Source organism: Pseudoalteromonas sp. CO348 (genome assembly GCF_004208845.1).
In the GTDB taxonomy this organism is placed as follows: domain Bacteria; phylum Pseudomonadota; class Gammaproteobacteria; order Enterobacterales; family Alteromonadaceae; genus Pseudoalteromonas; species Pseudoalteromonas maricaloris.
In genome coordinates, this window is the sequence record NZ_SGPI01000040.1 from 44,163 (window position 1) to 57,080 (window position 12,918).

The following is a 12,918-nucleotide window of genomic DNA, read 5'->3' on the forward strand; positions in this document are numbered from 1 at the left end:
TTTTATCTTTTGAGATTTGCTTCACTTGAAAAGTGGCGAGAAAGATACACTTGCTCGGTTCCAAACTCTATCAAGTGACGTTAACGCTAGTTGAGCTAATAGCTGTGAAAAGTACTTGTAAAGTGCATATTTCTCAATAACTAAGGCAGTGGTAAAAGGATTATTTCATGGCCTATATTTCAGATACGAGTGCTCAAGACTCTGAGGTTGAAAGACCTAAAAAAAATAAAATATTGATAGCGGTAGTAAGTATTCTGATATTAATTACTGTTTTATTTTTTGCACCAATTGTTGAGCAATGGGCAAGTGGTCAAACAGCAGTTTCAAGCGATAAAATTCATATTTCAGCAGTTAAACAAGGTGACTTTGTTCGCGATATTTCTGTTCAGGGAAAAGTCGTCGCAGCACGGCGTCCGACAATATATAGCCCTGCTCAAGGGACTGTGACCTATTTGGTCGAATCGGGAGATAGCGTTATTGAAGGTCAAACTCTTGCCGTAATAGATAGTCCGGAGTTAAAGAGCGAGTTTGCACAGCATCAAGCTAAGCTAAATCAGTTAGATACTGAACTTCAGCGACAAATCATTCAAGCTAAAAAACAAGACTTAGCACAGGAAAATTATTTAGGTAAAGCTACCGTTGTATTGAATGCTGCTAAGCGTGAAATGCGTCGCTCTGAAGATGGTTTAAAAACTCAAGTTGTCAGCGATATTGATTATCAAAAAGCCAAAGATGATCTCGAAAATGCGCTTCGAGAATACCGCCTGGCAATTAAAGAAGTTGAATTGCAAAAAGAAAGTCAGAAGTTTGAGATTCGGACCAAAGAGCTTGAACTTGAAGCACAAAAAGTCAAAGTAGCAGAGCTTGAAAGGCAAGTCGATGCGCTTAAAATTGTCTCACCAGTAGGGGGACTCGTTGGTAATTTAGTAGTCGAGCAAAAAAATTCAGTGGCTAAAAATCAGCCACTATTAAGCGTGGTCGATCTCTCCAAATACGAGATAGAGGTGCAAATACCTGAGAGCTATTCAGATGATTTAGCCTTAGGAATGTTAGCCGAGGTGAACCTCAATGGTGATGTTTATAGTGGCGAAATCGTTGCCATTTCGCCTGAAATTGAAAATGGCCGCGTTGCCGGGAAAATCCGATTTAGAGACGACACAATTCAGGGATTAAGGCAAAACCAAAGGTTAACTAGTCGAATTGTACTCGAGCAAAAAGAAAATATCGCCTACCTACCACATGGTCAATATTTAGAAGCGTACAATGGACAGTTTGCTTATGTAGTAAAAGAAGGCACGGCCGTCAAAACGCCAATAAAGATTGGACTGAGAAGTATTGGACAAGTAGAAGTACTATCGGGGCTTAATATCGGCGATCAGGTTATCACCTCTGACGCGCGGATCTTTAAAGATGCTCCCAGTGTGAAAATAATTCAATAAAGGAGCTGCAACATGCTATCCATGCGTCATCTATCAAAAGCTTACTATACAGACACAATAAAAACTCAAGCTTTGCAGCCATTTGACTTGAGAATAGAGCAAGGCGAGTTTGTCTCCGTTATTGGCCCGTCAGGCTCAGGCAAAACGACCTTTCTAAATATCACCGGCTTATTAGAGGATTTCTGCGATGGCAGTTATGAGCTGGATGGTATTAATGTTGAAAAGTTAAGTGATAAAGCCAAGTCAAAGCTGCGTAACGAAAAAGTCGGCTTTATTTTCCAAAGCTTTAACTTAATTCCTGAGCTAAATCTTTACGATAATGTCGACATGCCCTTACGCTATCGCAAATTATCATCAAAAGAGCGTCACGAACGGATCATGGATGCGTTGAATAAAGTGGGTCTTGCATCACGCAAAGCGCATTACCCATCGCAACTGTCTGGAGGTCAGCAGCAACGGGTAGCAATTGCTCGAGCGATTGCTGGTAAACCGTCCTTTCTACTCGCCGATGAGCCAACGGGCAACTTAGATAGTAAAATGGCCGATGGTATTATGGAACTGCTCAAAGATATCAATGCGCAGGGAACAAGCATTGTGATGGTGACTCATGATGCTCAACAAGCGGCAAAAGCTCAGCGTATTATTGAAATCCGTGATGGTATGTTGAGCGAGAGAAAGAACTACGATAAGGCCATTGCTTAAGGATAAGTTATGTTTAGTTATTATCTTAAATTAGCGCTTATCTCATTGCGGAAAACGCCTTTTTTATCATTGTTAATGATTATGACAATCGCGATTGGAATTGGCGCAGCAATGACTACTTATACAGTGAGTTATCTGCTACAAAAAGATCCGATCCCTACAAAAAGTGATCGCTTGTTTAATGTTCGATTGAATAGCTACGGCCCAGATAAGCCGTTCAATATTTCCCAAGGGAAAGAAGTTCCACCTTTTATTCTTACCTATCAAGATGCAATCAATCTACAAAAAGCAAAACAGGGCGTTAATCAAACACCTCTTGGTAGTTTCAAAATGATGACTCGCACCACAGAGCAGTCAATCACTGAAGCAAAAATGACCTCAATTAGAAGTGCATACCGAGACATGTTCACCATGTTTGAGGTGCCGTTTAAGTTTGGTGGTGCATGGGATGAGATTGCCGATCAGGATGGGCTGCAAGTTGCGGTGATCAGTAGCGAGCTGAATGATAAGTTATTTGATGGAGAAAACTCCGTCGGTAAGTCATTGCTCTTAGGAGATTTACAGTACCGAGTGGTTGGTGTTACCGACGATTGGTATCCTATCCCCAAGTTTTTTGATTACAGAACTCGTGCTTTCAACAAACCTAGAGACGTTATTGTCCCATTCCAAGCGCAAATTAATAATAAGTTGTGGACAGGCTCCGACGTGTCTTATCAATGCTGGAAAGAACCCGCTGATGACTCATTTTCGGCAATTTTAGCATCTGAATGCGTATGGGTCTCCTACTGGGTTGAATTAAACTCCGCGTCAGAGCGTGATAATTACATGGACTTTTTGGTTAATTACTCGATGGAACAAAGAGAGTATGGTCGCTTTTTACGAGAGCCTTTACATCAATTATTTAATGTGAAGGAGCAATTAATTGAAAGAAAAATTATCAAAGATGATGGCAATGTAGCTGTGTGGCTTGCATTCGCATTTCTTGCGGTTTGTCTGCTTAACTGTATGGCAATGATGGTCGCAAAGTTTCATGGTAAAGCTGGTGAAGTTGGGCTTCGTAGAGCGGTTGGAGCTTCTAAACAAGATATTATCACTCAGTTTACTGTTGAGACCTGTATTATTGGGCTCTTGGGAGGGATACTTGGGCTATTACTTGCGCAAATTGGTTTGAGTATCACTGCGCAATTATACAGCCATCTTTATGCTGAGATGCTTGAGATGACCGCAGGTATAGTCATCATGACGATTGTATTGGCTGTGGCGAGTGCTGTGACTTTTGGTTTGCTACCGACTTTACATGCGGCAAAAGTACAACCATCTAGTCAGCTAAAAAGCCTGTAGGAGCGTGACCATGAGAGATTTATTGCCAATTTTAAAAACCTTAAACAAAAATAAGACTTCTCCGCTACTACTCGTTTTGCAAATTGCGCTTACATTTACCATTTTGGTTAATGCCATTTATATGATGATACTTAAAGAGCAAGAATTGGTGCAACCGACAGGGTTAGCCGAGAGCCAGTTGTTCAGCTTTAGAACTCATTTTGAAGGCAGCGATGAAGAAAAAAATGCAGCTCTTGATACCGACCTTGCCGATATCCGTGCACTAGCCAGTGTTGAGAGTGTAAGTACGATCACGAGTATGCCGCTTACTAACTGGGGCCGTTCACTAGATGTTGGTTTAACCCCTGAGGAAGATGAAAGGATAACTCACGCAGGCTACTATGGTTCGGATGACACCATTGTAGATACGCTTGGACTGCGAGTGGTTGCGGGTAGAAACTTACAACATAATGATGTAGTACACACGTATTTTGATGGCCATACGGAATCAGCCAGCGTGTTAGTTTCGCAGGACTTGGCACATAAAATTCGTCCTAACGATTGGCGCAGTGTGATTGGAGAAACTATTTATGTTGAATCGGTACCGCAAAAGGTTGTGGGTATCGTTGAAACTATGAAGTCACCTTGGCGGTTTTGGTACGCTTACGATATGACCGTAATAAGTTCGGTTAGAGAACATTATGAAGAAAGCATCATAGTAGTAAAAGCAAAGTCTGGTCAAAGAGAAATTGCAATGGATGAAGTTCAAGCCTTAATGCTTAAAAAGCCTGGCCGTCAACTTGATGCCTTTAAATCCTTCGAGCAAATAAAAACGGAAAATTTACAAGCAGATTATGCGGTGAGCCAAACGCTAAAAGCGGTGATCGCAGCTCTGGCGTGTGTAACTATGCTGGGGATCTTTGGTCAGGCAAGATACACCGTTTATAAACGTCGTAAGCAAATCGGTACTCGTCGTGCTCTTGGGGCAACTCAGGCCGACATTCTACGTTACTTTATGATTGAAAATGCGGTGGTGTCTTTACTTGGCATTGCTCTGGGCATAATCATCGCAATCACTGCGAATATTTATTTGGTTAATTACTTTGGGCTTACCAGTGTACCCAGTGATTATTTGATTGCAGGTGCGGTAGTAATGTTGCTCGCAGGTCAGTTGGCGGTTACTTACCCTGCTGTGGCTGCTGCAAGAGTGCCACCAGCTATCGCAACTCGAACAGCATAGCTACACGCTAACCACTGCTATTTCAAGCCTTCCGTTACTTTGCTAAAATGGCGAACGGAGGCTTGAAATTACTATGCTTAAAATCTCAAATAATGTCACTCTAGCAGAGTGGGAAATCGATATTTCCGCTATTCGCGCCCAAGGTGCGGGTGGGCAAAACGTTAATAAAGTCTCAAGTGCCATTCATCTTAGGTTTGATATCAACCGCTCAACACTGCCTGACTTTTACAAAGCGCGCCTGCTTGCACTTAAAGACTCTAGAGTGACCAAAGAGGGTGTCATTGTGCTTAAAGCTCAGAGCTTTCGCACCCAAGAGCAAAATAAGGAAGATGCCTTGGAGCGGCTAAAAACACTGATCTTAGAAGCCACCAAAGTTGAAAAGACACGCAGAGCAACCAAGCCAACAAAAAGCTCGCAAAAGAAACGCCTGAATCAAAAGAGCAAACGTGGCCAAACCAAATCACTGAGGGGCTCGGTGAACTGGTAAGTGCTTAGTTGTTAGTAATGTAGTTTCTTAATTTTCCCGCCAATGTACGGCAAACTGAATACAAAACTCATTCGATTTAAAGCTGTTTGAACAAGTCATTAACCAGATATGTAAACGTAACTGTCAATATTTTCTCTTAAACATTAGATTAGATGTAACTAATTTTAATTCCTTACATTTCAAAACCATAGTCCACATAGCCAAATTTTACGCAAAAAAGTGTTTGCTTTTTAGTCTGTAATGTTAAAAAGTAACAAGGTAATATTGTATTTTTGTTAGTAAGTAACATTTGATGTGTTGGGGCGTTTAGAGCACATCACTGTGTGGTAGGTTTTTGAGCTGTGGTGCTAGTGATGGCATTGCTGGCTTTTTCACTGGTTTTTAAAAAGAAGAAAGGAACAACAAAATGTCAAAACTAGTCACCGATATTGGTAAACATAACCCTAAACGAAGCAAACTGAGCCTTGCGGTTTCGTCTGTACTTTTTGGGCTTTCTCCACTTTGGGTTGCCGCTGAAACTGTGGGTCAAAATGACAGCGATGTCAAAACCTCGGAACAGAACGAAGCGGTTGAAGTCATTGAAGTTCGCGGGATCCGAGGCAGTATCAATAGCGCACAAAACATTAAGCGCTTCGCTGATACGGTCAAAGACGTGATCACGGCGTCAGATATCGGGGCATTACCAGACAAATCGGTGACTGAAGCGCTGCAGCGTGTGCCGGGTGTTACGATTGAGCGATTTGCATCATCCGATGACCCTAAACATTATGCTGATGAAGGTACAGGCGTGCTGGTTCGTGGCCTAGACAGGGTTCGCTCTGAGGTGAACGGCAGAGACGCTTTTAGTGCAAATCCGTCAGGCGGTTTGAGCTATGAAGACTTTCCTGCTGAATTGCTAGGCGCAGTGGAAGTGGTTAAAAACCAAACTGCAGATCTTATTTCAGGCGGTATATCTGGCACGGTAAACCTTATCACCCGCAAACCATTCGATTCTGATGAGCGGCTTATCTCGTTCAATGCAAAGGCCAATTATGGCGACTTTAGAGAAGAAGTGACGCCTTCGTTTTCAGCGCTGTTCTCCGACAGTTGGGAAACCAGTGCAGGTAAGTTCGGATTTTTAATTGCAGCTTCTTCATCAGAATATCAGACTCGAGGAGATGGTGTTGGCCTTGGCAACTTCCACTCTCGAGGCGATTCCTTTATTCCTACCTTGGATCAATGGGGTGGCATAACAGGTGTTGATCCATCATCGCCTGTGGATGGCCCCGCTTTACCTGGGCAACCAGCTGGCAGTGTATGGCATGTGCCTGTCGCTATCCATATGAGCACAGCAACCAATGACCGTGAACGTACCGGCTTAACCTCTTCACTGCAGTGGGCAAATGCCGATGAGACCATAGTTGCGACATTAGAGCACATTCGCTCAGAAGCATCTCTTGAGTGGAACGAGCGCCAAATAGGACAAGCAGCTCAAGGCTTTAAAGGTTTCATGGGGTCTTCACAAAATTGGACTGAAAATACGGAAAGTGGCCATCCACTCACTACAGATGATGGTTTTGTGACTTCCGGTATTGCACTTGGCGTGAGCCCCGAAACGCCATTCTTTTATCGTAGCCGCTGGAATTACAACGAAAATACCGTGAAGGACACTTCATTTAAACTAACGTTAAAACCAATAGATAGATTGACGGTTGATTTTGATTACCAGCGGATCGACTCCGACAAAGAAGTGCAAAACTACAGTATGTCGGGTCAAACACGGGGAAACCATGTCCACGTTGTCTCGCCTTATTTCCTCGATATGCGTGGCTCAAGGCCGACAGTAGAGTTTCTCAGTGACAATATTCTAACGGCAGGTTGGTCACCCAATGAAGATTGGAATGGACCTGTGCCTAACCTGTTTTTGGGCAGCGGTATGGAGCAGGTTGAGCGCAACACGGCAGAATCAGACAGTGTTAAACTGGATTTTAAGTATGAGCTAGACGGTCATTTCACGAGTGTCAGTTCCGGTTTTTATATGTCAAATAAAGACCTAACGGTGCGAGATACCGCTTACGAGGGCTGGTCTGCAATTGGCACCCCTTGGATCCAAGATGACCGAAATGCCGCCGCGGCGGTAAATCGTCCAGAATTATTTGAGCGCGTTGATTTTTCAGATTATTACAATGGTCAGGTATTACAGGGGCCGGTCAATAACTTCTTGTTCCCAAGCATGGAGCTGGTGAAAAACTACGCCGAGTCTTTGCGCCAAGGTTGTCGTGATGGTTGGCACAATGCCACCAACAGTGCGGCAAACAACGGCACATGCTCTGGCACTTATGTACCTTATGAAGACAAACCCAATCGCGTTGAAGGCCCATTCGCCGCACACAATATAAGTTCGACTAACGAGAAGCGTACTGAATTTTACATTCGTGGTGATTTTGACTTCGAGTTTCAAGACATTCCTGTGGTGGGCAATGTTGGCCTGCGCTACGTAAACTATCAACTTGAGTCTACGGGCGCTTTGGTGCAACCCGCCCTCATCAAACGTGGTGAAGAGGGGACATCACTTAATAATGTGATGCAGCAAGCAGAATATAAGCGATATTACGACATTGCTGGGGGAGAGTCTGAACTCAGTACCGTTGAAGGTACAGATTACGGCACTTTGCTTCCGAGCTTAAATTTGAGTTTTGGTGTATCAGAAGACGTAGTGGTGCGATTTGGTGCGTCAAAAGCGCTGTATTACCCAAATTTAGTTGATGCCAGAAATATCAGTATTCTTAACTTGGATTACACTCGCGTGCTACAAACTCCCGGCGCTGATTATGACGAGGCAACTAACCCCGTTGTTGGGCTAGACGATATCAGTCTAACCGCACTTTCTGGGAATCCATATTTAGAGCCTGAAGAAGCGATCAATACTGACTTAACTACCGAATGGTATTTCGCGTCCGCAGGTTACGTGACGGTAGGGCTATTCCACAAAAAGCTAGATAATATAATCCGTAGCCGCGCCTTTGATCTTGATGTGTCTTATGGCGGCGAAGATTATGATGTCTCTGCTTACGGCCCCGCTAACACGGGCTCTGGCACCATTCGTGGGATGGAGTTTTCCTACTCTCAATTCTACGACATGTTACCGGGAGCATGGAGCGGTTTAGGTTTGCAACTTAACTTTACCTATATCGATCAAGATGGACTTGAAGATCCAAATGAAGTCTCTAAAGGCACGCTTGGTTTCGATGAAAATGGTAACCCGCTGACCGATAATCGTAATACCTTCCGAGTGTTTGGAGGTTTGCCGCTACAAGGTTACTCAGACCAAAACTTTAATATCATCGGTATGTATGAATACGAGGACATTTCTTTTCGCCTTGCATACACTTGGCGCTCTGAGTATTTGCTCACACTTAGGGAATCTGAAGAGTATGTCCCTGCTTATGCAGAGGCGTCGGGTATGATGGACGCAAGCTTGTATTACACCATCAACGACCATTGGAAAGTGGGTTTTGAAGCCAGCAATTTATTGGATACGGAAACCAAAACCAAGTATCAGATGGACCAAGCTGGGACAAAAACGCAGGCACTCAACTTTACCACGGATAGACGTTTTGCATTGAGCGTCCGTGCGACTTTCTAATGTCAGCAAAGGCCAAGTGCAGCTTGGCCTGATACCAATCGCAGTAAGTCAATGTACTATTTTGACGTGGGGAACTAATGTTTAAACTCAAGGATTTGAATAAACAATGACAATATTAGCGAAAGGCACTGGCGACCCACTGCAACTAGAAGGTAGCGGCTGGGATATTCTCGCAGAGCAGGTAAGTTTGCCAGTTGCAGTGATAAAGCAAGACGCCATCAGCCACAACGCGAATTGGATGGCGAATTTTGCAAAGGAAAGCCAAGTATTATTGGCACCCCACGGCAAGACAACGATGTCACCAGCGCTATTTAAGCTACAGCTTGAACATGGCGCATGGGCCGTCACGGTAGCGACTGTGCCACAAGTTTCCGTGGCCATAGTCGCGGGCGCAAAACGAGTGATCTTAGCGAATCAACTTGTTGGCGAATATCATATGAAGCAAGTTGCAAACATGCTAACTGATACTGACGTTGAGCTCTATTGTTTTGTTGACTCTATTGCAAATGCCCATGCCTTAGGCACATTTTTTACCCGGCAGTCGCTGCGTATTTCTATTTTACTCGAGGTGGGGGTTGAAGGCGGTCGCGCTGGTTGGCGCAATCTTGCAACGTTAGTGCAGCTGGTCAATGTATGCCAACAATATGCTAGCTTAGAGGTAGCAGGCATCGGATTTTATGAAGGCGTGATCCACGGTGATAATGCCGAACAAAGGATCGCCACATTCGTTAGTTCAGTAATAAAAACAGCGGAAGATTTACGACAAAAAAACGTGTTTTCAAAGGCGTTACCTATTATCACGGGGGCGGGGTCTGCTTGGTACGATGTTGTGACAAAGACACTAAACAAAAGTGAACAGGCTCAGCAATTTCGATTTGTGATCCGTCCCGGCTGCTACCTTATTCACGATACCGGGATCTATCAGGATGCGCAGCAAGCTGTGTTATCACGGAGCAATCTCGCTTGCGATTTGGGGGAAAGTTTGGTGTCGAGCTTAAGCATATGGGCTTACGTGCTTTCGACTCCAGAGCCGGGTGTCGCGATAATTGGTATGGGTAAAAGGGATGTCGCATTTGATGCTGGCATGCCCACACCAGAGCTGATTTACTCTCCGCCGTCAAAGCAGCTGTGCTCATTAGACGGCGCGGTAAAGGTCGAAACAATCATGGATCAACATGCTATGGTAAGTATTGCATCTGGGTGCGAGGTACAGGTTGGCGATATGATCTGCTTTTCGACTTCTCATCCTTGCTTGACCTTTGATAAGTGGCGACAAATTGGTGTTGTCGAGCGAGATTGGGTGATCACCCAAACCATTTCTACCTATTTTTAATTGAGGCGAAGCTGTGGACATTATTAGCAAAATTAAGGAAGGTTTGGGGCACTTTAGCCCTGCGGAAGAAAAAGTTGCCCGGCTTATTTTGGCTGAGCTTAACTTTGCCGCAAGCGCATCCATTAGTGAGTTAGCCGAAAAAGCACAGGTCAGTCATGCCAGCATCACACGGTTAGCGCGCAGCCTAGGCTGTACCAATGTACGTGACCTTAAGTTTCAGCTGACACAATCAGCCGCAATTGGTGAGCGTTTTACAAATCCTGAGCCAATTGAAAAAGAAAAGATTTCTCATGTTTATACCTCTATTCAGGAGATCCTCACGCTCAATGCGGGACTCATCGATGAAGCGGTTGTGGAGCAGGCGAGTGAAGTGATTTGCGCCACACGTCATTGCTTAATTTTTGGGGTTGGTGGTGGTAGCAGCTTGATGGCACAAGAATGTCAAAATCGCTTATTTCGCTTGGACGTACTTAGTAATGCTCACTCCGATCCTATGATGATGCGCATGGTTGCGGCAACGGTGAATAAAGGGGATGTGGTGATTTGTCTCTCGCTTAGTGGTGTTTCTCCTGATGTGAAAGCGGCGGCGCTTATCGCCAAAGAGTATGGTGCCGAGATTATTGCTATTTGTCCAGTGAGCGACTTAGCGGACATTGCCGATCACCACTTAGCCATCAAAACTCAAGAAAGTGACTACATATTTAAGCCCAGCGCTGCACGCTATGCCATGATGGCAGCGGTGGACATTTTGTCGAGCGAAGTTGCTATCCGTAATCAAAAGCGCTCAAGAGAAAAACTCCGACGGCTTAAAACCCAGTTAGATCAGCATCGAGATAAAAACAGCAATATGCCACCTGCCGATAAACGCTTTCCTTTGGGGGATTAATGCTGAGCTCATCTCTTTATGTTGATACCCTCATTCAAGGCGCAACGGTGTATTTTGAACCAAGCTCTGAAGCGCAAGTGGTGGATGTTGCGATTAGCAAAGACAAAATTGTTGCGCTTGGCAACTGCAACCATTTGCAAGCACAGCAATGCATCGATGCTACGGGCTTAGTGCTCGCGCCGGGTTTTATTGACGTACATACCCATGATGACCTTGAAGTGTTGCGAGGCCCGCATATGCTGAGCAAAGTGAGCCAAGGTGTCACCACCGTCATTGCTGGGAATTGTGGCATTAGCGCAGTGCCTTACTGTACAAATCAAGCGCCGCTCGACCCCATTAACTTACTCGGGGAGCGATCAGAATTCGCCTATCGTGAACTACAGGATTATCAACATGCCTTTAATAAGGCCGCTCCGAGTGTCAATTTAGCCATGTTAGTTGGTCATACAACGCTCAGAGCGCAGGTCATGACGGATTTATCTCAAGCCGCTAATGCGCAAGAGCTTGAACAGATGAAAACCTTACTGCACCAAGCGATGGTGCAGGGGGCGATAGGGTTTAGTACTGGCCTTGCTTATTACAATGCGAAGGGGGCAAGTCAAGCTGAAGTGAATGCGTTGGCCGAGGTTGTTACACCATTTGATGGTATCTATACCACGCATTTACGTACAGAATTTCAAGGAGTCATCCGAGCCATGGACGAAGCCTTTGCAACGGCAGAGCATGCCAAACTGCCGCTGGTTATCTCACATATAAAATGCGCAGGTAGAGAGAATTGGGGCAGAGCGTCTGAGGTATTAGCGCATTTTGAACAGCATAGGCAAACACACCTAGTGAGCTGCGATTGCTATCCTTACGCCGCGAGTTCAAGCACCTTAGATCTTAATCAAGTGACGGAGGAGACGGACATTTTTATTACTTGGTCGGAGTCTCATCCAGAACTTGCACAGCAAAGCTTGGCAGACATTGCTACGCAATGGCAAGTGTCTCAGCGTGAAGCAGCAAAGCGCTTGCAGCCAGCGGGCGCTGTGTATCACTGTATGCTGGAAGATGATGTGCAGCGATTTTTAAGTTATGAACACAGCATGGTGGGGTCTGATGGCTTGCCGTGCGATCCGCATCCGCATCCTAGACTGTGGGGGACATTTCCGCGGGTGCTAGGACATTATTGTAGAGAACAACAATCGCTGCCGTTGGCATTGGCTATCTACAAAATGACAGCGTTGCCAGCAGCGCGCTTTAAGCTGCGGCAACGTGGCAATATTCAAATTGGTTACTTTGCCGATCTGGTGTTATTCGACCCCAATCGGGTTCTAGACCAAGCAAGTTACAGTAATCCAAAACAACTTGCCTCAGGCATTGTGAAGGTTTGGGTGAATGGCAAGCTCAGCTATGTTGAGGGCGCGAATGCAGACACCATTGTCGATTTCGGCCGAGCAGGACGATTTTTAACGCGTCAAAACTAATAAAAATCAAAAAAATCATCAAGAGGTTAACATGACAATAAGAAGAATAGGTGCTGAAGGCGGTACGGGTACTGGTGGACAACACTTACCCTTTGCACGAGCGGTTGAAGCTGGCGGTTGGTTAAAGGTCTCGGGGCAAACGCCAATGCGAGATGGTGAAGTGGTTGAGGGTGGCATTGTTGAGCAGTCGCGTCTGACCATAGAAAACTGTATCGCGATTATGGCCGAGGCAGGTTATGGCCTTGAGCATGTTACGCATGTTTCTGTGGTATTAACTGACGCAAGATATTTTCAGTCCTTTAATAAGGTTTTTGCAGAGTATTTTTCAGCGCATCCTCCTGCGCGAATTTGCATGGTGGCCGACTTAGTCGTGGACTGTAAAGTTGAGGTCGATGTCACCTGTTACAAAGGCGAATAGAC

General features: G+C 44.9%; 10 protein-coding genes. All 10 read left to right on the forward strand.

The window, feature by feature from the left end; all coding sequences use genetic code 11:
* The first annotated feature begins 167 nt into the window (after window positions 1–167).
* The 10 genes from EXT48_RS21190 to EXT48_RS21235 all read left to right on the forward strand — a co-directional run bounded on the left by EXT48_RS21190 (window position 168) and on the right by EXT48_RS21235 (window position 12,916).
* Window positions 168–1,439: an efflux RND transporter periplasmic adaptor subunit gene (locus EXT48_RS21190; RefSeq protein ID WP_130165690.1), complete on the forward strand. Its 1,272-nt coding sequence runs from the start codon at window positions 168–170 to the stop codon at window positions 1,437–1,439.
* A 12-nt stretch (window positions 1,440–1,451) separates the two neighbouring features.
* Entirely contained in the window at window positions 1,452–2,141 is a 690-nt protein-coding gene (locus EXT48_RS21195; RefSeq protein WP_045988992.1) for an ABC transporter ATP-binding protein, read from the forward strand.
* A gap of 9 nt (window positions 2,142–2,150) precedes the next feature.
* Window positions 2,151–3,482, forward strand: a complete 1,332-nt coding sequence (locus EXT48_RS21200; protein WP_130165691.1) for an ABC transporter permease — start codon at window positions 2,151–2,153, stop codon at window positions 3,480–3,482.
* A gap of 10 nt (window positions 3,483–3,492) precedes the next feature.
* Window positions 3,493–4,701, forward strand: a complete 1,209-nt coding sequence (locus EXT48_RS21205; RefSeq protein ID WP_045988990.1) for an ABC transporter permease — start codon at window positions 3,493–3,495, stop codon at window positions 4,699–4,701.
* A 73-nt stretch (window positions 4,702–4,774) separates the two neighbouring features.
* Window positions 4,775–5,188 carry an alternative ribosome rescue aminoacyl-tRNA hydrolase ArfB gene (gene arfB, locus EXT48_RS21210; RefSeq protein WP_130165692.1) on the forward strand — a complete coding sequence of 138 codons (414 nt, stop codon included), beginning with the start codon at window positions 4,775–4,777 and terminating at the stop codon, window positions 5,186–5,188.
* Window positions 5,189–5,594: 406 nt separating this feature from the next.
* Complete coding sequence (locus tag EXT48_RS21215) at window positions 5,595–8,813, forward strand: TonB-dependent receptor (RefSeq protein ID WP_130165693.1); 3,219 nt, start codon at window positions 5,595–5,597, stop codon at window positions 8,811–8,813.
* A 106-nt stretch (window positions 8,814–8,919) separates the two neighbouring features.
* Window positions 8,920–10,146, forward strand: a complete 1,227-nt coding sequence (locus EXT48_RS21220; RefSeq protein WP_130165694.1) for an amino acid deaminase — start codon at window positions 8,920–8,922, stop codon at window positions 10,144–10,146.
* Between the two features lie 13 nt (window positions 10,147–10,159).
* Window positions 10,160–11,032 (forward strand): MurR/RpiR family transcriptional regulator, encoded by an 873-nt coding sequence (locus EXT48_RS21225; RefSeq protein ID WP_045988986.1) that lies wholly within the window; start codon window positions 10,160–10,162, stop codon window positions 11,030–11,032.
* Window positions 11,032–12,498 (forward strand): amidohydrolase family protein, encoded by a 1,467-nt coding sequence (locus EXT48_RS21230; RefSeq protein ID WP_130165695.1) that lies wholly within the window; start codon window positions 11,032–11,034, stop codon window positions 12,496–12,498. The genes EXT48_RS21225 and EXT48_RS21230 overlap by 1 nt, the downstream gene beginning before the upstream one ends.
* Window positions 12,499–12,529: 31 nt before the next feature.
* On the forward strand, window positions 12,530–12,916 hold the full coding sequence (locus EXT48_RS21235; protein ID WP_130165696.1) for a RidA family protein: 387 nt from the start codon (window positions 12,530–12,532) through the stop codon (window positions 12,914–12,916).
* Window positions 12,917–12,918: the final 2 nt, after the last annotated feature.

What these genes read in the sequence shown, in the direction of transcription:
- EXT48_RS21220 (WP_130165694.1), top strand. Translation starts at nt 8,920, where the DNA reads ATGACAATATTAGCGAAAGGCACTGGCGACCCACTGCAACTAGAAGGT.
- EXT48_RS21215 (WP_130165693.1), top strand. Translation starts at nt 5,595, where the DNA reads ATGTCAAAACTAGTCACCGATATTGGTAAACATAACCCTAAACGAAGC.
- EXT48_RS21230 (WP_130165695.1), top strand. Translation starts at nt 11,032, where the DNA reads ATGCTGAGCTCATCTCTTTATGTTGATACCCTCATTCAAGGCGCAACG.
- EXT48_RS21235 (WP_130165696.1), top strand. Translation starts at nt 12,530, where the DNA reads ATGACAATAAGAAGAATAGGTGCTGAAGGCGGTACGGGTACTGGTGGA.
- EXT48_RS21205 (WP_045988990.1), top strand. Translation starts at nt 3,493, where the DNA reads ATGAGAGATTTATTGCCAATTTTAAAAACCTTAAACAAAAATAAGACT.
- arfB (WP_130165692.1), top strand. Translation starts at nt 4,775, where the DNA reads ATGCTTAAAATCTCAAATAATGTCACTCTAGCAGAGTGGGAAATCGAT.
- EXT48_RS21195 (WP_045988992.1), top strand. Translation starts at nt 1,452, where the DNA reads ATGCTATCCATGCGTCATCTATCAAAAGCTTACTATACAGACACAATA.
- EXT48_RS21200 (WP_130165691.1), top strand. Translation starts at nt 2,151, where the DNA reads ATGTTTAGTTATTATCTTAAATTAGCGCTTATCTCATTGCGGAAAACG.
- EXT48_RS21190 (WP_130165690.1), top strand. Translation starts at nt 168, where the DNA reads ATGGCCTATATTTCAGATACGAGTGCTCAAGACTCTGAGGTTGAAAGA.